The organism is Paenibacillus sp. J22R67 (assembly GCF_059692175.1).
On the sequence record NZ_JCAUAX010000008.1, the window covers coordinates 188,816 to 212,109 of the forward strand.

Below are 23,294 nucleotides of genomic sequence, written 5' to 3' on the forward strand. Positions count from 1 at the left end.
AGAGGTCGCGTGTTCCTCGAATTAGCGGACTCTAGTTCTCTTTAAGGAAGCCTAGCAGAATTCACGCTAGATTTTGCAGCGGCGGTAACTCCAACTCCATATTATCAGCAACTAACGTGTAAAACTCAGGAAACCTTGCATCAGTAGGACTTGGTATCTCTTCCAATGCGCGTATCACTAGCCCAGAAGCCGCAATTGCCGAGATAATCTCACCAAGTGTCCAACTTCGTATGAGAACCTTCTCCAAACCAGAGCGTTCTTCCTCAGGCAGCAATTTAGCAAATGCCACTTCCCCTTCTTTTATCCCCTTTTCAAAATAGTTGCCACTTGGTTGGGTCAGATTGACTGTGTTCATCCAAGCACGTGCAAAAGGATGAAAGTCGGTCAAGAGGAACCGACCATTTCTACCAAGTCTGCGACGGACCACCGCAAAGATATCGTTAAGATCCGTAAAATAATGCAAAACACCAAACTCCATCAGCACGATGTCAAATTGGCCAAGTGACTCTTCATTCGGGATTTGCAAGACGTCAGAACAAATATAATCGAGCTTCACACCGACGGCATCAGCAACCTGCTTGGCGTACAAGCGGTTTTCTTCCGAAATATCTACTACGGTTGCCTCCGCACCTAACATTGCAAGTGAGATTGCTTTTCTGCCGTGCGAGCCAAGAAGATTAATGATTCGCTTTCCATTTGGATCACCTATGTATTTCAGCCAATAGCGCAGATGATGCTTATGTTCCCGCTTCAATGCTACGGCAAGTTCATCTGGTGTCCCAAAATTGTGTACCCAAGCTTGATACGCTTTCGTTTCCCAAGCCACCTTGTTTGCCCTTGAAAGTTCATTTTGCAAATCCATACCTCCCAGATTCATCTAACGCCAAATGCTCTTCCTTTTGCCTGCATCCTTAATTTACCACAAAATTTCGAGCAACAAACAAGCCTTTTTCTGCGTCTATACATTACTAAAGTCAACTAAGGAGTTTATGATATGAAGATAAAAACTGGTTTACAAACTGGAGCCGCGCTTATGCTGCTTCTCATGGGCATGCTCCCCGCAGCAAGTGCGCATGCAGACGCGAACACGTCGCTTCCAGTCTATCTGGATGGTCATCCGCTCAGCTTTGAGACTCCTCCCGTTATCGAAGATGGCTACAGTCTCGTTCCACTTCGTACTATTTTCGAGGCTGAAGGCGCAAAAGTTTCTTGGGATGAAATCACACGCACAGTTACAGCTACGAAAAATGATATCGTATTTACATACCGCATTGGTGATAGGACCGCTCTTAAGAATAAGGATCAACTTGAAATGCCGATTGCAGGTAAAATTATTGACGGATCAACGATGATTCCGCTTCGGTTAATTAGTGAAACGCTAGGCAATCTCGTGAAATGGCATGAATATTCTCGAACGATTACGATTTCCTCAGCTAATGAGTATGAAACCAAGATTGAATATGGCGTCAATCTGCGTGATGCTCCAAATACGAGTGCGCAAGTCCTTCGAATGCTTCCGAAGAGTGAGAACATTCATGTAATCCGAGAAGTCGACACCAACTGGCTGGAGGTGCAGACGAAAGACAAGTCCATTGGCTTCCTATCAGCAGGGTCGCAGTATACGGATTACGCCAACCTGGCTCCAGCGGATAAAAAAGCCGATGATTTGCTCGCTTTCGGAGCAAAATATCTCGGAACGCCTTACGAATTCGGTGCAGATTCTGGCCAAACCAAGACATTCGACTGCTCTTCATTCGTCCAATATGTGTTCAAGCAAGCATTGTCGATCGATCTCCCGCGAGTCTCCTACAACCAAGCTTTGAAAGGAACTGAAGTCCCTCTAGATGAGCTGCGCAAAGGTGATGTGCTATTCTTTGACGCACGCGGGCTCGATATCGGGCATGTAGGCATCTATGCAGGAGACGGGCGGATTCTTCATACTTACTCCAAAGAGCAAGGCGTACATTTCGAAGACTTTGATGATAAATGGAAAAAGCGTTTTGCCACGGCTAGAAGGATGTTCTAGTTCTATTTTACAAGACTTATAGTGGAATAATGGCTAACCCTGAGGCTGCATTTCCTACCTTGATGGTGTCAATGACCTTATTATCCTGGACTCTGATAACAGAGACAGTATTTTCTCCAAAATTAGCCACATAAGCATATTTGCCATTTTGAGTGATAGCGACTATACCGGGTTTCTTTCCCACCGGAACGGTAGCTATCACTTTATTTTTTTTAAGCATAATGACAGAAACGGTGTTATCTCCTTCATTACCGACGTAAGCAAATTGATCGTTTGGCGTTATCGCTACCCCGATAGGCTTTGAACCGACTTTAATTTTGCTAAGAATCCTTCTACTGCGCGTACCGATCACCAAGACATTGTGATTCGTGGTCACATAAGCCAATCTGCGATTTTGGGTAAAAGCAATTTGATCCGGACCTACTCCAGCGGGAATGGTGTCTATGACCTTATTGCACTTCGCATTAAAAATAGAAATGGTATGGCTGTCGTGATTGCTCACGTAACCCAAGGTTCTTTGGCCTGACTTCTGAGGTGTGACCGTTACACCTATTGGTCTATGACCAACCTTTAGCGTTTGAATGACCTTTCTCCTCTTGATACATAGAACTGAAACGGTCTTATCGGCCGAATTCGTAACATACACGTACCTTTGCGATGTTCCAACATCGGATGGACTTTTTCCAACTGGGATCGTGCTAATCACTTTATTCGTACTTCGCTGGATGACTTGAGCGGTGTTATCGATTTTATTGACGACAACTGCATACTTCCCATCGGGTGTGACAGCGATCTCAAAGGGACCTTTTCCAGTCTTGATCGTTGCGTTGACCTTTCTTGTTCGGGTATTAATCACCGAGATGGTGTTGTCCTTATAATTCGTAACGTAGGCGAAATGAAACGAGGGTATACGTCTATTCATGGTCATATGGGATCACACTCCTAAGTAATCTTATGTTGGGAGATGTGCCCTAGGGAACGGCTGTTATCACGAGGAATTTTCAATCTCTGAATGCAACACCCTCATATAGGATCAGCCTAACGAAAATATATGATATATATTTAGAAACGTTGTCATGGAGGGCTTCCAATGCTAGCCAATATCGAGGAAAGAAAAATTACGAGTCGTGATATTGAACAAATGATTGCGGAGATAGATAAAGGCTGGAATGAACTGAATAGTATCCATGTGTCGTGTCACCATATTTGGAGGGATCTCGTCCGAATTTCGCAAATAATAGACGAGAAGTTCGATATTGCCTATTAATATACGGTCTTAACATACAAACAGTAAGAGGCTCTCCCTCGGTCATTGGATGACTTCCGGACGGCCTCTTGTTGTTTTTTTCAAAGTTATTTCGCTTGAATATAACCTTCTGCTTTCAGCAATTCAGCGATCAGTACAGCGCCGCCTGCCGCTCCGCGCAAAGTATTATGCGATAATCCTACGAATTTGAAATCGTAGATGGAATCCTCACGCAATCGACCTACGGAGACGCCCATACCGCGCTCAATGTCACGATCAAGCTTCGTCTGCGGTCTGTTCTCTTCTTCGAAATAAGTGATGAACTGTTTAGGCGCGCTTGGCAGCTCAAGCTCCTGCGGGCGTCCTTTGAACTGCAGCCAACGAGCAAGAATTTCTTCTTTGGATGGTTTTTTCTCGAACGATGCAAAAACAGTCGCCAAATGTCCATCTGTTACAGGAACGCGAATACATTGCGTTGTAATTAAAGGTGAGCTCGCTTTAACAATGGCATTATTTTGGATGCTGCCCCAGATGCGCAGCGGCTCTTGCTCGCTTTTTTCTTCCTCGCCGCCAATATAAGGGATAACATTATCCAGCATATCAGGCCAGTCTGTGAAGTTTTTGCCCGCTCCGGAAATCGCTTGATACGTGGATGCAACGACTTGTGTTGGTTTGAAATCCAGCAACGCATGAAGCGCCGGCACATAACTCTGGATGGAGCAGTTAGGCTTAACGGCAATAAACCCAGTTGAAGTTCCGAGACGTTTTCTTTGTGCCGCGATCACTTCAATATGTTCCGGATTAACTTCCGGAATAACCATCGGGATATCAGGCGTCCAGCGGTGAGCCGAGTTGTTGGAAATAACAGGCGTGCCCGTTTTGGCATATGCCTCTTCCAATGCCTGAATTTCATTTTTCTTCATATCGACTGCACAAAAGATAAAATCAACCTGAGAAGCTACTTCTTCCACTTTCGATGCATCTTGAACAACAATTTGTTTGACACCTTCAGGGATAGGGGTAGCCAGCTTCCATCTGCCTTGCACAGATTCTTCATATGTTTTACCCGCAGAGCTGCTGCTCGCTGCGATCGCTGTAACTTTAAACCAAGGATGTTGATCCAGCAACTCAACGAAACGCTGGCCAACCATACCTGTTCCTCCGACAATACCCACTTTTAATTTTTCTGACATGAGATATTCAAATCCTTTCAAAATGGTATGATAAACTATTCAATAAGTCTGAATTGGTGTACCTAATCAGCGCGTGACCTGCAATTCTTTTATAAAAGCAAAAAAATCCCACCCCCAAGACTATTATAGCCTTAGGGACGAGATTTGGATTCCTCGTGGTACCACCCCAGATTCGCCAATATGTCGCCATATTAGCCTCTTCAAGTACGGCATTACGGTGTAATGCGTATACTTTAGCTCTGTAACAGGAGCTCCTGGCGCACCATCCCCTTCTTACTTGGTTCCGATGTGCTGCTCTGAGTCTTTGTTCAATAAAGAATTCTTTACTCCTTTTCAGCAAACGGAGCTCTCTGTGAAAGATTTCATTTATTTACTCTTCTCTTCGTCGCATTTGAATGTTGCGATAATATTATCAGATATCGATTGCAACGTAAACAACATTTTTAAAAATTTCGAAAATAGACAATTATTCTCCTACGATGTCCGCCCTTAAATCGCTGGCAACCTCCATCATCCTTGGAATCACGGCTTCATTCGTGCCTGACACGTAAATATCGCCCTGATAATGCCGGAAAGGAATTTTACTATCGCCATAACTCCACATGAAGAAATCACCTTCTATCGACATGGTCGTAGCGCCGGTTATCGTAAACACAGATGTATAGGAAAAATCAGATTTGGAAGCAAAATACTGTTTGCATTCTTCCAAAGAGATTACAGCTTCTGAACTGTCATTTACTTGCAAAGATCTTGTAAGCCGATAGCGTTGACTCAAAACGATTCCTCCATTCGTTCAACCCCAAACTAGCGGGTTTCAAACCTTTGTTTCATTAGATGAAATATAGTTTCATCCATATTTTATTGCAAATTCGTACAAATTGCTAGAGCAATTTTTGGTTTCCAGCTGCGTCGCAACAAGGACGCCTCTGCCATATAAAAAAGCCATTCCAGTTACTGGAGTGGCTATGTCTGTATCCATTTGCTTGCCATTTGCTTGCCATCATGATTTGGTTAACTGTCTGCGATCTTCGACTTGTGGCGGCTCTTCCATCCAACCATGCCCGATCATGATTTCCCCGCCTTCTTTGACATAGGGTATAATTTTTTGAGCAAGTTTCGCCAATGCAAGCGGTAAATCACCACGCAGACTAAAAGCTCCGCCAAGCGAGTGGCTTCCAACCGCAAACGAGCCCAATAAATTGGTGAGATACATCATCAACTTATCAGAGAATGGAGAAACGGTGGAGTTGGTGGCTTTCCCCGCGTGAGTGGCAGGCGGCTCAATATAGTCCTCGCGTAGAAATTCTCCCAAGGTCGTTTCGACCTCTTTGGACAGCTTCATGCCTTTCACAAAATATTCTTTCACTTTCTTATCATGAGCAACTTGAGCGAAACCGATCATGAGCTGCATCCCTGTAAGGTTCGTTTCAATGGCATGATGCAAGAGCGAAATCTCAATGGCATTTAGAGCCCTTTTATCCTTAAATAAGTTGAATCCTGATAAATAATTATCATTCTGAATAAAGGTTACTTCTGTGGGCATGGACATATAAGGCGGCCGCGATAGAATCCCTTTTTCCTCTAGGAATTGTATGCACTGATCGTACATCTCTTGTGCATTCGCTGTTAACTGCTTAAAAAGCTGTCTTATATCTTTCCGATACGACATCGTTGAATGAAACGCAAATAGCGGAACTTCAATCTTGCTTATCATATGCAAAAACATTGGTTCATACTGGTAATCAAATAACTTAGGAACCCCTTTATTTACGTCATTTGCAGTAAAGCCAAGTGGAATGACAGCTCCTGCTTGCTCAAAAATTTGTTTGATCGTCGTTACCATTTGATCCGTGAAATCGTACGTTGCTTTTAGAATTTGTTTAATTTCTTCACTTTCCGCATGTTCAAGGAAATATTCCAAAAATCGAAGTAACATGGTTTTTTCTTGATAGGTCATCCACAAGTTACCTATTTCTGACGATGTCAAAGGGATATCGATTGACTCCATATGGTAGACTCCTTTATGTAAATTCGCGTGATCTCTTCCTGATGTTTACTTACATTTATCATTTCCTATCGGGGAAAGATTATCCAGACTCATTTTGCCTTATGGTCAAAATAAAGAGGGCTATCCCTCTGGTCATAAGACCTTTGGGGTAGCCCTCATCATTTTTCACTTGCAGCCTGTATGTTACTGAACGTTTAAAGAAAACCTAGCATTATCGAAATTACCAATGTATTTCTTGGTGGAATTGTTTGTTCCCGTAAATACAAGATAAACATCTTGAAGCCCAGTTAGCTTTTGAGTTAAATCAGCCGTCACTGTTTGGTAAGTCCCCCATCCGCTTGCTGTCGGAGGTGTAAGGAGTTTCCCTACCAACGTACCATCTACGCCACCCAAACGAATCTCTACGGCTGCATCGGTCGCACAGTTTCCACTGTTGCCTGAATATTCAATGGCTACGCGATCCACCCCTTCGGTGCCGAAGTTCATTTTCTTGAAACCGAGCCAGGCGCCGTTGAAGGTATTGGCAACCTGTTCCCTATCGGTATTGGCTGGTTTCTCGGTTTTGAGCGGTGTGTTATTGTTATACACATTTACAGCAGTTGACCATTCATTGAAGCTTTCCAACTCCAACTTGGCAAAATCGCTTCTTATTGGAAGCTCATACGAAAAGCTCGCGTTATCGAAATTTCCGATGTATTTGAATGTCGCGCTTGTCGTTCCCGTAAGAACAAAGTACACATCTTGAACACCGGTTATCTTTTGAGTTAAATCACCAGAAACCGTCTTATAGGTGCCCCACCCGTTTGATGTCGGTGGTACTGCAATTTTCCCGACTAACGTACCGTTAATACCGCCTAATCGAACCTCGACAGCTGAATCGGCTGCCGTATTCGTCGTGTTACCTACGTACTCAATGGACAAGCGGTTAACACCTTGCGCGCCAAAATCCATTCCTTTATACGCAAGCCAGGCGCCGTTAAACGTGTTGGCAACCTGTTCCCTAGTGGTGTTGTTTGGCTTCTCCGTTTTGAGAGGAGTATTATTGTTGTAAACATTTAAAGCAGTTGACCATTCATCATACTTCTCCAGCTCCAACTTCGCATAATCGCTTCTAGTTGGATTTGGATTTGTATTCACATACGAAAAGCTGGCATTATCGAAATTACCGATGTATTTGAGTGCCGAGCTTGTCGTTCCTGTAAGTACGAAGTACACATCTTGAATGCCAGTTAATTTTTGAGTTAAATCGCCAGTAACCGTCTTATAGGTACCCCATCCGTTTGATGTCGGAGGCGCTGAGAGTTTCCCGACTAACGTACCGTTGACTCCGCCTAATCGAACTTCAACAGCTGAATCGGCTGCCGTATTCGTCGAGTTACCTACGTACTCAACGGACAAGCGGTTAACACCTTCCGTGCCAAAATCCATTCCTTTGTACGCAAGCCATGCACCATTAAAGGTGTTAGCAACTTGCTGCCCGCTTTTTCCACCCTCCGTTTTCATGGGTAGTGAGTTACCCGGATTCAGGTCAGTTGACCAATCATCGTAGGTTTCCAATTCCAGCTTCGCAAAGTCATTTCTGCTTTTCGCAAAAGTTAAACGGTCAAAGTTTCCAATGTATGGAAGCGCACTTGATGTGCTGCCTTTCATGACCACGTATACCTTCTGAAGCCCTGTTACCGTTTTGTTCAATTGAGCGCTCACCGTTTTATAAGTTCCCCAACCATTGCCAGAATTCGTCAAGTTGACAGTTCCGACAAGGTCACCATCCAGTGCACCTAATCGAATTTCCAGTTGACTGCCCACTGGCACTTTATTCGTTGGAGCATCATATTCTACGGTGATTTGATTAGCGCCTTTGGTACCAAAGTTAAATCGGTCAAAAGCAAGCCAAGCCCCGTTAAACGTATTGGATACAACCGTTCCGTTATTACCACCTTCTGTTTTTAATGGACCATTGTTAAAGGTATTAACATCTGGTGACCATTCGGTGCGATTCTCAAACTGTATCGTTAAGCCATCTTGTGTAGGCGGCTCTTCCTCTTCCTCTGTTTTATCCGGTAACGGAAGCGGGTCAGGAAGCGGCTCAGGGTCCACAACGACCGGAGGCTTCGGTCCTGAAGGAGTGCCAGGCTCAGGCTTCGATACGATCGGTTCCGCCAGCCATAAGGAATCATAGATGTTACCGTTGTAGGCATCAACCAGATAAACGTTCATCTGGAATTTGCTTGCGTTCACGTTAAATTGCTGCGAAAGCTGGAAGCTTCCTTTTTCAACGGGTACACTATTGGACATTAAGGCCTTCTCATTCTCATCCATGAGCTGGAAGACAACAACAGCCGAATCACCGTAATCACCTTTCAATGTTCCAGTGACATTGACAGCCATGTTTCCTTGCCGGCTCACATCTGCTTTGAGATCATAAACATCCCACTGTATGTCGGACGTATACGCAGTTGGAGAAACAAGCTCGTGACCAAACGTTATGTTCAAGCTTTCATTCGCTTTAACGCGAACCTGAATCTGACCTGCGGCATAATCGAGCGGCCCTACGGTCTGCGGATTTGCTGTTGCTGGTTTCCACTTCGCGCCACCATCCGTGCTGATCTCATAGTCTGTTGCTTGACTAAAGCCAGGAACAGCTGTCCAACCAAAAGTGTTGGCTTTATCATCCACAACTGGTGCTGTAGGTGCTGCCGGTTTCGTCATCTTCTTCACCGCTTCGAGACTAAATTCAAAGGCAATGTCCGAGCTCGTAGCATTCACCTGATGAACTTCTGCGGTCACGATGTTAGTCCCTTTAACCAAATACGACGGGTCTATAACATAAACATTCCGATCCCGCTCATCGCCTACGGTTGCATTTGCTTTGGTGTTGTAGCTCACTTCACCAGTCGGCATATTCGTGCGGATAATTTCATGTCCGTTGAGATACACGACTGCCCCGTCATCACGAATCAGACTTGCATCCAATTCGAGAATATCGTTCAAATCAGACATCTCAAACGTTTTCCTGAAATAAGTCGTCGGGTACTTATTGTTCGCATCCGGACCGTAACTTGTTTTTGTTTTCACCCTGCCTAAACTGTCATACCCCAGCATGGCTGGACCAGAAGCCCAAGTGCTGTCATCATAAGCCAAGTTCATCCAGCCTTCGCCAGCGTATTGACCTTTATCTTGATACTTCCAAACAGATTGTTCAGCAATCAATTTTTGATGACTTAATGTGTTTGTAATGTCAGCATTATAATCCATCGTCGGAGGTGCCGCGCTTGCTACTGCTCCCCAACTTGTATTCGGCTTGGCATCCATTTCAAAAGCCAAAGTACCACCCGACATAATATCGTCGTAAGTAATCCAGGCTTGATTGAAATCCTTACCATTCAGCTGTGCTGACTTAATGAAGCGATTTTGACTGGAAACGTTGTTCGCCTTGATCGTAAAGGTTTTACCATTATCCAAATGCAGCTTTAATTCAGAGAAAATAGGCGAACCTATCAAGTAATTCGCTTCCCCCGGATTTCCTGGGAACAAGCCCATGCTGCTGTAAACAAACCACGAAGACATACCGCCAGCATCATCATCCATCGATAACAAATATCCTTCTGGATCATCACGATAGACGCGGGATTTCATTGGGAAAGTGTAAGGTCCATGGTTATGATATTTTTGCGTAACCACTTCCGTTGTATATTCTCTTGCATAATATTGAGTCAAATAAGGATATCCCAAGTAATTGAACAAATAAGGAACATGTAAATCTGGTTCATTAATTGCCATATACTCGTTGATTTTGAAGAAATGCTGCAGCTCTTCTGCCATTTCTTTTTTGCCGCCCATCAAACTCGCTAATCCGTTTACATCCTGAGGCACTGACCAACGGTAAGACCACAGATTGCCTTGATAAGCATATTTGTCCACGGCTAAAATATCTTGCTTATTTACTGTCTGCCCATTCGGTGTGAAGAAACCGCGTTTCTCGCCTTTTTCATCGACTTGCGTGGCATTCCACAGGCTTTTATACGACAAAGCTACATTTTTATACTTCTCGTACGTTTCGCGATCTCCGATCAACTGAGCAAGCTTCATTGGGAATGAAGCGCTGTTTGCCTTTTCCAGCTTGCCCGAAATCTCGGTGTCGCTTATCGAGAAATTGTCTGCGTCAACAGCCATACCTTTGAGCGCTTTATACACATCAAAATTTGTAAAACCTTTGGCATAAGCATCGACAATGACTGCCCCATTAAACTCATTTCTTACCGTCGGGCTCGGCCAATATCCTTCACCCCACTGCTGATAGGAACCACGGGTATTATATACGTCAACCATGGACTTCACCATGTTTTCATATTTCTTTGGTGCTAGCAGTGAAAATAATGAATATTTCCGGAAATCATCCCACGTCGTCCAACCATTATAGTAGTCAAAATCGTTACCAAACTCGGAGGTTTGGCGAACCGTGTTCTCGTCCCTTGCTGCCTTGAATGTCCCGTTTGAGCTGGTAACATTATTCGGATGAAGGAACGTGTGATACAACTGCGTATAGAATACACGTTTGTTCGTTTCATCGGCATCGGTAATCTCAACCTTGTTCAGCTCTTTGCTCCAGTTACTTCTGGAAAGGTTATGCTGAGCGTCAAAATCCCAATCCGCAATATCATGCGTACGTTCATATTTCGCTTGGTCTACACTGATTGTCGATAGACCAACCTTCGCTTGAACCACTTTATTGTCTTTAGTATTAAAATTCACCCATACGCCACTGTTCGAGCCGCTGCGCTTAGCTTCTGTTCCAACCGCATCTCCCTGCCAAGAACTGTAGGAGTCAAAATCATGATCAAATTGAATGGAGTAGTACATCGTGTAATACCCATGTCCGCACACATTCTTGGATTGAATCATACCAGAAATCTCATTGTTATTTTCAACTGTCAAATTGGCATCCACCATACCCGCATACGATTTGGAAAGATCAACCAGTACAGAACCCGTATCAGCCGCTGGGAACGTATAACGGTGGAAACCAACATTATGGGAGGCTGTAAGTTCAACGCCAATACCAGAAGCAAGCGTCACGCCATAATAGCCAGGAGAAGCCTTTTCGCTATTTTTGTCATACAACTGCTTATACTCAGCACTATTTTTTGTAAAAGATCGTGTTTCCGGCATCATCAAGATATTACCGCCAGCACCGCTGCAGCCAACGCCGCTAAAACGCAGATGCGAGAAACCTTTTAAATACTTATCCTGGTAATAGTATCCGCTGAACGCTCCGCCATCACTATCCGGTCCTAATGAAACCAGACCAAATGGTGTCGTTGGACCTGGATTCGCCTGCCCATTGTCGCCAAGCGTGTTAATAAATGGGTCTACGTAATCCACAGGAGAAAGATTAGTTGCAGGGTAAGCCGGGAGTTGATCGGCATCCACCCCATAAACTTCTAGCTCATACAAACGAACTGTGTTGTTGTCGTAAGCCGCTTTGTCCACATAGAATCTGATGTATTGCGCAGAGAAAACCGGGACGTACCGGTTGAGGATTGTCTGCACATTATTCTTCACAACATCGACATCTTCCCAAGTTTGTCCGTCATTACTCTTTTGCAAACGGAAATCCTTCGTGTTCCAGAAGGGGAAATTCCCCGACTCACTAATTCCTGCATTTTTTACAATCCATTCGTTGATGTTATAAACTTTCCCTAAATCGAGTGCTAGCCACTTTTGGGCAACACCTGAATTATCGCACCATTTCGTTTCATTTTTGCCGTCAACTGCGCTACTTGCACTCTCATTCGTATTACATTGTCCCGAAGCTGTTACCTTGGCATTCAAGGCCACATTTCTGGTTTCACTCTCCTGAATGGAGGGATTCGTAGCCGCAGAAACAACTTCCAAAGCTAACGGTGCCAGCATGCTATATAAGAACAATACTGTCATGACAACTGAAATTATTTTTTTGCGTTTCCACATTGCGATGGGGTCCTCCCGCTTTCGTTTTATAAAGAACCGTTCGGCAGCAACCGAGTGATCATGACAGCAACTTCAGCCCGTGTAACGGAGCTTTTCGGATTGAAACGTGCGCCATCTCCCTCAATTAATCCTTTTGACCAGGCTTGATTAACAGAAGCCTCAGCCCATGACGAAATTTCATTTGTATCAGCAAAAAGAGGTTCAGCTTTATTTGACTCCGTTAAGCTGAAATACTTGGCGGCTTGTACAAGCGCGACCACCGCTTCTTCACGAGTAATGATATCGTTCGGCCGGAATGCTCCGTTATAACCCGAAACAATGCCTAAGGATGCTGCACCAATAACTTGTTCGGAGTAATAGGCATTAGCTGCAACGTCAGAGAACGGATTTGAAGCTGCTTGCGGAGTAGCTTGGCCGGTCCATTTCAGTGCACGCATCAACAGGGTAACGAACTCTGCCCGCGTTATACTACGATTTGGCTCATAATGCTGCGGATCTACTCCGTCAACGATATGTTTGGCTGTAAGGGATTGAACAGACTTTGCCGCCCAGTGTCCTGCCATATCTGCAAATGTCTTGTTATATTCCAGAATTGTATAGTAAGAAAAGTGCTCAGCCGTGAAAGTGAAGGTCCCCTTGCTAACGGTTCCTCCAACATATTCAAGGTTAGTGCCATTTACGTGATAAACGCCAGCAAGATCAGATGTAATTGCCTTCTCTTGTTCTTCCGTTAATTTCATCGTAACCACGGCAGGTTTGTCCAAATGATGGATTTCAACCGTGTTGTCTCCAGTAATCATTTTAATCAAAACAGAAAGTATGACACCGGTTGACTTGTAATCAAGGTTGGACTGAAGAGATTGATTCAACAAGTTTTTAGCATCCGTTGTGAAAGCTGTATTCAGATCAATACGAATTCGCGACTGTTCTTCGCTCGAAGCCGAAATGGCGTTGGCCGGGAAACGAACTGTGCTATTTTCATATGTAACAATGAGGTCCAAATTCTTATCCTTCAACTCCTGCAATGATTTCGCAGGGAACTCAAGCGCCGAACCTGCATCGCCAGTTGCTGCTGGCAATTGAACCGTAACGGCACCCTTTGCTTGCTGGATAGTCTGATTTAATGTTTCACTGCCGAGTAGGTAACGTCCGTCAGTCGATTTTTCAGGCTGAACGATTCCATCGACGGTTTTACCGGCATTGGTCGGGATGGTGTTCGGGTCGGATGGAGCGGATCCAGAGTCACTGTCATCAGGCTGAGTATCACCTGGATCAGTTGGATTTCCCGGATCTGTTGGGTCCGTCGGATTTCCAGGATCTGTTGGGTCCGTTGGATTTCCCGGATCTGTTGGGTCCGTCGGATTTCCTGGATCTGTTGGGTCCGTGGGATTTCCTGGATCTGTTGGATCCGTCGGATTCCCGGGATCTGTTGGGTCCGTCGGGTCCGTCGGATCAGTTCCACCGCCGTTCGGATCAACAACTTTGAAGGTCTTGGTTTGCGTTAAGTTATCACTACCTGCAACTACTTGGTACAAACCAAAAGGTGCAAAATCCTCGTCATCTGGTATCGTTACCTTCGTAGTGTAGCTGCCCGCCACAGGGGTTAATGCATTAATATAGAACATCGTTTGATTAGGACGAATAATTTTAACCACAACATCCTTCGCATTGTTCGTAACCGTCCCGGACAGCTGGATTTCGCCGCCACGCTGCACTTCATCTACACTTATTGCAAGTGTAAATGAAGCTGCTGCGCGAGCCGAAACCGGTGAGAGCACGAACAACAACGCCATAATGGCCGCTATATATTTTTTCACCGTCGTCAGTTCCTCTCTTCATTCCATTATTCAAACAACACAGGTCTTGCTAATTGAAGCGGTATGCGAAGATCACTGTCATATTGGTTAAAAATGAATGCTTTTACTTTGTAATTTGCTCCTTGCACATTGAAAAACTGCTTAAAGGTTAGCTTGTTTTGCTTGATCGGAATGGCGTTCATTAGAATCGGTTTGTCACCATCCAGAAGTTCAAACACCATATAAGCGTCACCGTTATAATCGGCCAGCGGCTCCAATGTCACATCAAGCTGAAGTTGCTCTCCCTTTTTGAGTTCACCCGTGATTTTATACGTATCTTCTATGAAGTTCATGGTGAACGGCAGATTTGATGCGAGAGATAGACCAGCCGCTAATCCTGATGTGGCATTAGCTTTAATGCGCACTTGTACTGAACCCGCAGGATAATCGTTATCTCCTACCGGTTGTGGATTAGCTGTCACAGGCAGCCATGTAACTCCTGCGTCAACTGAGTATTCGTAATCAGCCGTGTTCGCATAACCAGGCACATTCGTCCAACCGAACGTGTTACGTCCATCGTCAACCACTGGCGTTGTTGGTGCTGCCAATGCCGTGCTAACTGTGCTAGCGTCCGAGTTGTCCCGTTTATCGACGGCTTTGACCGCAAATTTATAAGATTGCCCTGATTGTGTACCAGGCACAACATACTGATAATTCGCTTGGTCCTTAACAGCCGGCACATAGGTGCTCCAGTTCATGCCTAATTTGCCGTCTACCTCGTAAATTCTAAAACCTCTGACCGCATCTTCCTCAGGGTTAGCAACTTGAGGTGCGATCCAAGTTAGAAGCTCCTTGCCATCTGCCGTTTTGCTTGCCGCCAATTGTGCAACTGGCGCTGGCTTCGCGTCATTTCTAACAATCGTATACGTATCAAAAGGCTGATCCTGACCAGACTTATATGAATCAATCGTGAAGCTGTTCTCCGTCATACGGATCCCCGAAAAAATCGGTAAATGCGGTTGATCGTATACCGCCGCATAATAACGGTCTACGCCACCTTGGAGTTCGTAATACTTCGTACCGGCTGAATTATTAATCATGTACAAGGTACCATCCGGATTGAGGGCATTTCCATTCTGATCCTTTTTCACATTCGCAACCGGCGCGTTGTTGTACATTTGATAGGACCTCATGAAAGTGTGGTCATGCCCTTGCAAAACCACATCGATACCAAGTTCATCAAAGACGGGATAAAGCATTTGTCTCATACTCAAAATATCTGAATCAAGCGCGTGGTTGCCGAGTGAATAAATCGCCTTATGGAAAGCCACGACCTTCCACTTCCGATCCGTTTCAGCTACTTCTTTTTTCAACCATTCTACTTGCTGTCTAAAAGATTCTTTCTGGCGATCATCCCACCCAATATCCATTGTATTTAGCACCATAATATGGGCATCACCATAGTCATACGAGTACACGCTGCCTGGTGGCAAAGGATTTTGAATAGAATCATTCGGATAATTAAAATGATAATAATAATTGTCGTTATAAGGCCCTTCGTGATTGCCGACCGCAGCCATAATTGGTAGCTTCAAAAACATATTTTGCGGTTTCCCGAAATAATCAAGCCACTGAGACTCAAGGGAACCAGCATCTACCTCATCACCTGTCATCACCATAAACTTTGAATTCGGGTAATGTTCAAGACCTTGCTTAAGCGTGTCCGCAAAAACTTCATAGTCCTGCGAATTAGAACCCTGCGAATCCGTCATGTACAGGAATTCATAATCATTTTCAATGAGTGATTCCGTTGTGAAGCTGCCCGTATCGCTCCAGTTGCCATCGCTTCCCACCCGGTATTTATAGGCAGTTCCTGGCGTTAGCCCCTCTGCCAGCGCTTTATGGCTAATAAATGAACCATTCGTCGAGCTTGTAATTTTAAGATTTAAGATTTTGGTTTCTTCTGGTTTTCCAATGAAACGTTTCGCGTCAGCTGAACCAAAAGCTTTATCTGCCGGCACAACCTCAACAATACTATCCGCTATATTAGCTGGTGCATTATCCGGCTTCTCATAGCTTGTATACCAAGCGAATGAACGGTTCGTTTTGGGACTTCCATTGAAGGACATCGCAATGGCAATTGGTGAGTAATTGACCACATCATTCACAGGAATGTACATAAAACTCCCAACAACCGTTCCATCCGCAAATTGCAAGTTTGCTTGTCCGTCATACGAAATCTTAACAACCTGATTAGGTTTAATGTTCGTCGCTAAATTTAACTTAAGCATAGACGGGGTACTGCCTAATTCAACGCTTTGAACCTGAATGGGCTGATCATCAGCTATAACCGACAGATGAGCCCCAAGAGAAGCTGGTAAGTTATCCATATCCGAGGACATCGTAAGATAAGCGCTTGAGCCATCTTTTAGAACATTTCCTGCGATAGGTCCTGTGTAATTTTGCGGCAAGTAGAAGACATTGCTCGGTACGATAATCTTGGCCATATTTGGCGTCGACCAGCGCAGATATAGATTAGAACCACCTGAATCTTCAAAATATTCAATTTTGAAATTGTATTTCTTTCCACCTTCCAAGGAGATCACATTGCCTGTTTGCTCCTTATCCCAGTCATTCACCCAGTGATCAATCACAATCTTATCATCAACCCACAAGCGGAATCCGTTGTCACCCATCATGTAAAAGGTATAATCTCCGGATTGGGGTGGCATGATCTGCCCGGTCCAGCGAACATTGGCATGGTCCTGTTGACCAGTCCAAGATTGCAGTACGGGATCCAGATTCGTAAAATTAATCTGAGGATCTACCGTCGTTGCTTTGTAATCTCCAAAGCTGAAATCGCTTTTTCCAATATAGTACTCACCAAGCAATCCCTGATTGCTGCTAGACGCTAGCGGAGTAACCAAAGGAGCAAGAGGTTTAGTTTCTAAAAACCCAAAAGCTTGGAATTCATAAATGTTCGCTGCGTATTGGCCCGTCGTTGGATCAGCACTGCCCGGGTCCGTAATATTTAGCTTGAAGTACCTTGCAGTAACCGGGGAGCTTAAATTATGGGTTGTTAGGCCATAAGTATTATCTGTAACCGATACGACAGGAGTCCAGTGAACATCATCTTCGCTGGTTTCAATCGTATAGTCCCGGGTATTGTAGATATCAGGCTCTCCGCTATAACCGGCATGCGCAAGAACAAACTGATGTACGGTAGCTTCTGCGCCCGCATCAACTTTCAGCCAATAAGGATTTTGCTCATTAGGCTGATTCGTATCCCCCTTGTAAACCCAGTTGCTGCTCGGATTACCATCAATCGCATGTGCTGGGGCAGCATTGTTAGACATATACCCATTTGCGGATGCCGTAACTCCTGCTGTGGCAAAAACGTTCGTGGGATCTGGCTGTGCATACGCTGGTTGTGCAGGAGCAATACCTGCTGAGAACAGCGAGGTCACAATCATGACGGCTGCAAGCACACGAGATGTCAACGTAATACTCTTTTTCACTAGTTTCCCTCCTAAATAAATTGGTTTTTCCTAACGGTACTATACGGTCAATTAATATGACATTCAATGATTTTCGGCTTAATAAACCATGTAGTTATTGTAAAAGCAACGATGCTTATTTCCACACAATTTCTATATTTTTCCTGAAAGCGTTTAGCGTTTGAACTCTCCTTTGTTAATTATTGGGGTAAAATGGATGGGAGATTCTGCGCGAAACGTGCATTTTCCTTTCAATAAAACGCTATCATCTCAGCAGTGACGGCACTTCTTCTTTTAAACCTTTGCAAACTCTTATGGGAAAAATACAGTCCAATTTCAACGTAAATGAAATGTAAATTTATTATTTCGTCGCTGTGGTCGAACAGATGAAAGGGCTTTCGTATAAACCACGGACACCAGTAAAGTTTCACTGGATGAAACTTAATTCTAGGAAGATAATTCCACCTACTACGATTTCACTGAGGGAACTGGAGTCCTCTATCTGGGCACAAATAAGACTATCCCCCCAGCCATATCGGAATGACGGAAGGATAGCCTTATGAATCTTTATTTAGCGAAAAGCTTTTCTGCTGCATCAAGCGCCATTTTATTACCAATGTCTGAGTAATCAAGCCAAGGCTGATCGGCAATCGGGTAAATGTGACCCGCTTTTACCGCTTTAAGCCCTTTCCAAATCGGGTTTGTAGACAGCTGCTCAAAGAGTTTCTTTGCCCCATCCTCATTGTTCACAATAACAAAAATGGCTTCGGCATCATAGTCAGGAAGAACTTCCTGCGAAATCGCTTCGTAAGCTTTGTCGATCTTCTCCACACCTTTGGCTGGCTTCAAACCTAAGTCTGTGAAAAGAAGCGGTCCGAGCGGACGTTTCATTCCCATAACACGCAATTCTTTCGCTGTTACACGAATCGCCATTGCTGTCCCGTCGCCGATCTTAGCATGAATAAGACCTTTTACATTCGCAGCCTGTTTCTCGTAATCTTTGATGTATGTTTCTGCTTGCTGTTCTCGGTTCACAAGTTTACCGATTTTCTTCAAATGATCGCGCCATGTGCCGTCATCTAAGTTAAACACTTCTGATTTCGCAATTTTCTCATACTTCGCGACATCCTTACCTGAGAACGCCTCATCCAAATAAATCACTTCAGGCTTCAAGGAAAGTAGAGCTTCCATATCGGGCTCAGCCACAACACCTAGCTTCTTCGTGTTCTGCAAGCGGTCAGCGACATGTGGCAGAAAGGCGTTAAGATCTCCACCCATGACAGAGCCCACAGGCGTAATGCCAAGCGCAAGCAAGTCATTCGTTAAATGAATGGACAGCGATGCAATACGCGGTTCTTTCTCCACTGGCTTAGTTGTGCTCGTCACAGCTGAAGCTGTAGCAGAAGGAGCGGTGAACGCTGCAGGCGCTGCTTCTTTCGGTGCTGCAGATTGACCGCATGCTGTCAGGACGAATAAGGAACTGATCATACTTAGGACTACCATATTTTTCTTTTTCACAATAAAAACCCCTTTTATATTTCGTTTTCATTCATTCGTTTTCGTTAGTACGTTACTTCGTTCTTGCAAGCAAAAATAAAAAGTACGGAGCTCCAACAGCTGCTACAACAATACCTGCGGGGATTGCGTTAGGCTGGAAGATAGAGCGTCCAATCGTGTCGGAGGCCACCAAGATGACGAGACCTACCAAGCCCGCTATCGGCAGTACATACTGATACATCGGTCCAACCAATCGACGAGCCAGATGCGGTGCCACCAAGCCAAGAAAGCCAATCCCACCGGTCATTGCCACGCTTGCGCTCGACAAGGCAACTGCCGTCAGCAGAAGCAGCAAGCGTTCGCGACTCACGGCAATACCAAGCCCTGATGTTGTTTCATCCCCTAATGAAAAGGAATTCAAAATTTTCCACTTGGCTAATGCGAAAGGAACGAACAGGCCAATCCATGGGAGGAGCGCAATGACATGCACCCAATCTCTCCCCCACACGTTGCCTACCAGCCACCTAGCTGTAAAACTATACGTCGCTTCATCTAATCGCAGCGACAGAAAGAGGGTCACAGCGCTAAAACCTGCTGCAACGGCAATGCCAACAAGTATCAAACGTATGGGCACAATTCCTTTGTACCGGTCAAAGGCTAAGGCCATAATCAAAATAGCGGTAATGACGCCCCCGGCAAAGGCGAAAATCGGGATGAGTAGCGTCGGTGTCCCCTTCATGGAGTGAAAAAAGCTGACGAACACAATTAAGCCCAATGCAGCACCTGAATGAAGTCCCAGAATCCCCGGATCAGCTAAACCATTACGGGTTATCCCCTGCAAAAGAGCACCGGATATGCCTAGACCAACACCTGCCAGCATCGTAATGAGAATCCGTGGCAAGCGATACTCGAATAAGACGAGTTGATTATCTGCGCTCCCATAGCCTAGAAGAGTTTGCCAAACTTCAATTGGCGAAAGCCGAATCGAGCCCGTGTTCAGACTAATCAAGATCACAACCAAGCTTATGAGAAGCAAACAAATGCCAACCCAGATACTCCTGTTTTTGCGGTCCATAGGACGATACGATCTCACGACAAATTCCTCCTTTCTTTCCGAGCCAAATACAGAAAGAAGGGAACGCCTACCAAAGCAATCATTAAGCTGATGGCCAATTCTTTGGGAGGATGAACCATCCGTGCGCCTAAATCAGCAATCACCAGCAGAATCGCTCCAAGCAAAGAAGATAGAGGAATGATGAAGCGATAGTCCACACCAACGAGTTTTCTAGCGATATGCGGAATAACCAATCCTACGAATCCAATGGACCCTACAGCTGAAACTCCCACACCGGCAAGAATAATTGCTAGAACAATACCGAGCACGCGGATTCTGTTTGTTTTGACCCCTAAACCTGCGGAAACGTCCTCACCCAGCGAAATCAGCGAAACGGATCGACTTATCATCACTGCTCCTGCAATCGCCAGAAGAATAATAGGCACAAGCAGTTTGACATGCTGCCATTTCACACCTGCAACACCACCGGCATACCAGAAGGCAAGATCCTGACTAAGGTCATAATAGATCGCAACCCCCGTACTCAGTGAATGCAGTAAAGCCGCAACCACGGAGCCTGCAATAGTTAAACGGAGCGGGGTTAGCCCCCCAGGCGTGGATGAGCCTAGCAAGAAAATGAAACCAGTGCTGAGCGCAGCCCCCAGAAAGGAGACCACCATAAGGCTCGAATAAGGCAGATTGGGGAAAAATGCAAAGCTTAGAGCCACCATGAAAGCTGAGCCGGCATTGATACCCAGAATACCGGAATCAGCTAATGGATTACGTGTTATTCCTTGCATCAAGGCCCCTGCTACTGCAAAGCCAGCTCCGATAATTGCCGCACCGAGAACACGGGGTAAACGTAATTCATGAATAATCTGATGCGTAGTTAACTCAGGATTATAATGAAATACAGCTGCCCAAACCGTTTGTAGCGTCAAATCCTTGGCCCCGAACGAAATCGCTATAAACATAACGATTAGTAAGGAGAGTATGGCCATGACGCAAATCAATCCATATGTCATTCTTTTCATGCTTGAAAGACCCAACTTCCTCGATGTGATCCAGCCTTCTCATTAATATTGATAATCATTATCAATAAATTCATTATAGAAATCTCTCCTGCATTCGTCCATGACATATTCATAGATTTTATCCTTGGATTATTTTCATATTAACAGATGAACTCGTTAGTGAAGACCCGCTTAACATGGATACCGCCTTCTCCAAAAGCTGCTGTATCGCTTGCGGCGCATAGACCATCCATTCATCCCAGTGGAGCATGAAATACCGCCCCTGCCTAATTGCCGGATGACGTTGCCAAACAGGATCCGTCATAATTTGCTGTGTAAGTTTAGCCGATGTTTGCTTCGTGGAATTTAAGAAGATGATATAGTCTGACTCATACTGGGTCATACCCTCTGGTGTTACATTAAGCCAATTGAAGTTCGTACCTTCTCTATGTTGATTAAGTTCATTAGCAATAAGACTAGGAGGAGACAACTGTAAAGATCGATAGAAAATATGCCCTACATTTCTGGCACCATACAATCTCATCTCTGTGTTCATCAAACGGCATATCGCAACAGTAGGACTTCCGAACGCCTTATTCACTTGTTTCTTGGCCTGCTCAGCTTTGTAGGCATGGCGCTCAATCCATTCTTTAGCCACCTGCCTGCGACCGACAATCCCAGCAATTGCTTTCAAATGATCGAAGACATCCTGCGATGCCCAAGGAACGGAAATGATAGGAGCAATATCCCCAATATGTTCTCTGGCTTTCAAAACAACGTTCTCTTTACAGAGGATAAGACCTGGCTGCGCTTCGAGAAAAGTCTTCCTGCCTATTTCCCAAGATTCCGTAGCGTGTAGCGGCAAAGTCAGAGAAATTGTTTCAGTCGGCAGATACTTTTTGCGGTGAAATTGAGCTGCACTAGGAACAATGCCTAATGTCAGCAAGTGGTCTGTATACGGGTACGATAGCGAAACAATATTCGTTAGTGGATCATTCGCATACTGCGTGGGGGCATATCCGGAATTTTCTTTAAAGCGGCGGCTAAAATAAAACTCATCACGATAACCTACGCGTCCGCTCAAATCTCGTATCTGCGGTGTAGAGACAAGCAGAATTTCCTTCGCCTTATTCATCCGTACTTGCGTGAGAAATTCAATCGGTGATTTATTCATTTTTTGCTTAAAACGCTGCGAATAATAAGCCGGATGCATGCCAGCGATCTCAGCAAGCTTATCCAGATTGATGTCAGTATGGTAAGCATCCTGCATATATTGAATCGTAAGCTGCAGCGATGCATCAGCATCTTTCGGTGTCGCGATTGAAGGCGGTTGATCCTTCAGAATCAGCTCCACCAAGGCGTACAAATACTGCTGCCGCAAGTGTTCCCTTACGCTGGAAGCCCCGCATGCGGAGGCAAGCAGCTGCATTTTTCGCTGAAACAGAAGCAGATCCGTCTGCAGATTCCCATGAATGGGAAAATGAAGCTCCCTGTCATAAACTTTACGTGATGGCGTATTTTCCTTTATTCGAAACAGATCGAATTCTAGCTGATAGATCATACTATTTGCATTGCCTGATAAGTTCAGCGCTTGGATGCTCATGCCAGGAAGAAGCAAGATCAGCGTTTTGCCATGAATCGGAATTTCAATCTGGTTCATTTGCAGCTGACCTCTCATCTTAACAAAAAAGAGCAGCGTGTGATGAGCAGTTTCCTCTGCCGTTCGTTTCCACTCGGTTATATCCGTTATAACTTCAAGCTTGACCAGCTCAAGCAGTGTCCCTTCTAAATACACACCGTGGTCCGTTTCACGATTCACTCCGAATCCCTCCCGTGCAAGTGATAACCATTCTCACAATAATATACCACAAATAGATGAGCTACGCTGATGTATAAAACTTCCATCGAGGTCTGTTTACATATGCGCATAGACTTTCGTGAATGAAAAGAACCTAGCCTGCGAGCTAGGTCCTCGTCTAAACCCATACGTTACT

The 23,294-nt window shown here is 44.8% G+C and carries 14 protein-coding genes and 1 other annotated feature; of the genes, 2 read left to right on the forward strand and 12 right to left on the reverse strand.

Translation table 11 applies throughout. The features are described from left to right. Positions 1-61 precede the first annotated feature (61 nt). Entirely contained in the window at positions 62-856 is a 795-nt protein-coding gene (locus AC58VC_RS26695; RefSeq protein WP_497373061.1) for a class I SAM-dependent methyltransferase, read from the reverse strand. Positions 857-994: 138 nt separating this feature from the next. Here AC58VC_RS26695 and AC58VC_RS26700 point away from each other — a divergent pair, with 138 nt between their 5' ends. After that, a complete protein-coding gene (locus AC58VC_RS26700; RefSeq protein WP_497373063.1) occupies positions 995-2,026 on the forward strand; it encodes a stalk domain-containing protein in 1,032 nt (343 codons plus the stop codon). A gap of 16 nt (positions 2,027-2,042) precedes the next feature. On the opposite strand, the gene AC58VC_RS26705 is transcribed toward AC58VC_RS26700, so the two are convergent. Then, positions 2,043-2,954, reverse strand: coding sequence for a beta-propeller fold lactonase family protein (locus AC58VC_RS26705; protein WP_497373065.1), 912 nt, complete (start codon positions 2,952-2,954; stop codon positions 2,043-2,045). A 162-nt stretch (positions 2,955-3,116) separates the two neighbouring features. Here AC58VC_RS26705 and AC58VC_RS26710 point away from each other — a divergent pair, with 162 nt between their 5' ends. Next, a complete protein-coding gene (locus tag AC58VC_RS26710) occupies positions 3,117-3,293 on the forward strand; it encodes a hypothetical protein (protein WP_497373067.1) in 177 nt (58 codons plus the stop codon). A gap of 86 nt (positions 3,294-3,379) precedes the next feature. Here AC58VC_RS26710 and asd read toward each other — a convergent pair whose 3' ends face one another. The 10 genes from asd to AC58VC_RS26760 all read right to left on the reverse strand — a co-directional run bounded on the left by asd (position 3,380) and on the right by AC58VC_RS26760 (position 23,119). Then, a complete protein-coding gene (asd, locus tag AC58VC_RS26715) occupies positions 3,380-4,465 on the reverse strand; it encodes an aspartate-semialdehyde dehydrogenase (RefSeq protein WP_497373069.1) in 1,086 nt (361 codons plus the stop codon). Positions 4,466-4,595: 130 nt separating this feature from the next. Next, positions 4,596-4,860: a binding site (T-box leader), on the reverse strand. Between the two features lie 71 nt (positions 4,861-4,931). After that, positions 4,932-5,240, reverse strand: a complete 309-nt coding sequence (locus AC58VC_RS26720; RefSeq protein ID WP_497373070.1) for a hypothetical protein — start codon at positions 5,238-5,240, stop codon at positions 4,932-4,934. A 225-nt stretch (positions 5,241-5,465) separates the two neighbouring features. Continuing rightward, entirely contained in the window at positions 5,466-6,473 is a 1,008-nt protein-coding gene (locus AC58VC_RS26725; RefSeq protein ID WP_497373074.1) for a DUF3231 family protein, read from the reverse strand. A 183-nt stretch (positions 6,474-6,656) separates the two neighbouring features. Continuing rightward, positions 6,657-12,443 carry a glycoside hydrolase domain-containing protein gene (locus AC58VC_RS26730; RefSeq protein ID WP_497373078.1) on the reverse strand — a complete coding sequence of 1,929 codons (5,787 nt, stop codon included), beginning with the start codon at positions 12,441-12,443 and terminating at the stop codon, positions 6,657-6,659. Positions 12,444-12,469: 26 nt separating this feature from the next. Continuing rightward, entirely contained in the window at positions 12,470-14,260 is a 1,791-nt protein-coding gene (locus AC58VC_RS26735) for an S-layer homology domain-containing protein (RefSeq protein WP_497373080.1), read from the reverse strand. Between the two features lie 26 nt (positions 14,261-14,286). Next, positions 14,287-17,757 carry a PA14 domain-containing protein gene (locus tag AC58VC_RS26740; protein ID WP_497373082.1) on the reverse strand — a complete coding sequence of 1,157 codons (3,471 nt, stop codon included), beginning with the start codon at positions 17,755-17,757 and terminating at the stop codon, positions 14,287-14,289. 546 nt (positions 17,758-18,303) lie between these two features. Beyond that, positions 18,304-19,239: an iron-hydroxamate ABC transporter substrate-binding protein gene (locus AC58VC_RS26745; protein ID WP_497373306.1), complete on the reverse strand. Its 936-nt coding sequence runs from the start codon at positions 19,237-19,239 to the stop codon at positions 18,304-18,306. 67 nt (positions 19,240-19,306) lie between these two features. Continuing rightward, entirely contained in the window at positions 19,307-20,308 is a 1,002-nt protein-coding gene (locus AC58VC_RS26750) for a FecCD family ABC transporter permease (protein ID WP_497373308.1), read from the reverse strand. A gap of 14 nt (positions 20,309-20,322) precedes the next feature. Beyond that, the gene (locus tag AC58VC_RS26755) at positions 20,323-21,312 is read right to left on the reverse strand and encodes a FecCD family ABC transporter permease (RefSeq protein WP_497373310.1); all 990 of its coding nucleotides are present in this window, start codon (positions 21,310-21,312) and stop codon (positions 20,323-20,325) included. A 127-nt stretch (positions 21,313-21,439) separates the two neighbouring features. Continuing rightward, entirely contained in the window at positions 21,440-23,119 is a 1,680-nt protein-coding gene (locus tag AC58VC_RS26760; RefSeq protein ID WP_497373084.1) for a helix-turn-helix domain-containing protein, read from the reverse strand. Positions 23,120-23,294: the final 175 nt, after the last annotated feature.

Coding starts and splice junctions, on each gene's coding strand:
- AC58VC_RS26755 (WP_497373310.1), bottom strand. CDS start 21,312: ATGACATATGGATTGATTTGCGTCATGGCCATACTCTCCTTACTAATC.
- AC58VC_RS26725 (WP_497373074.1), bottom strand. CDS start 6,473: ATGGAGTCAATCGATATCCCTTTGACATCGTCAGAAATAGGTAACTTG.
- AC58VC_RS26710 (WP_497373067.1), top strand. CDS start 3,117: ATGCTAGCCAATATCGAGGAAAGAAAAATTACGAGTCGTGATATTGAA.
- AC58VC_RS26730 (WP_497373078.1), bottom strand. CDS start 12,443: ATGTGGAAACGCAAAAAAATAATTTCAGTTGTCATGACAGTATTGTTC.
- asd (WP_497373069.1), bottom strand. CDS start 4,465: ATGTCAGAAAAATTAAAAGTGGGTATTGTCGGAGGAACAGGTATGGTT.
- AC58VC_RS26705 (WP_497373065.1), bottom strand. CDS start 2,954: ATGACCATGAATAGACGTATACCCTCGTTTCATTTCGCCTACGTTACG.
- AC58VC_RS26750 (WP_497373308.1), bottom strand. CDS start 20,308: ATGGACCGCAAAAACAGGAGTATCTGGGTTGGCATTTGTTTGCTTCTC.
- AC58VC_RS26700 (WP_497373063.1), top strand. CDS start 995: ATGAAGATAAAAACTGGTTTACAAACTGGAGCCGCGCTTATGCTGCTT.
- AC58VC_RS26745 (WP_497373306.1), bottom strand. CDS start 19,239: ATGGTAGTCCTAAGTATGATCAGTTCCTTATTCGTCCTGACAGCATGC.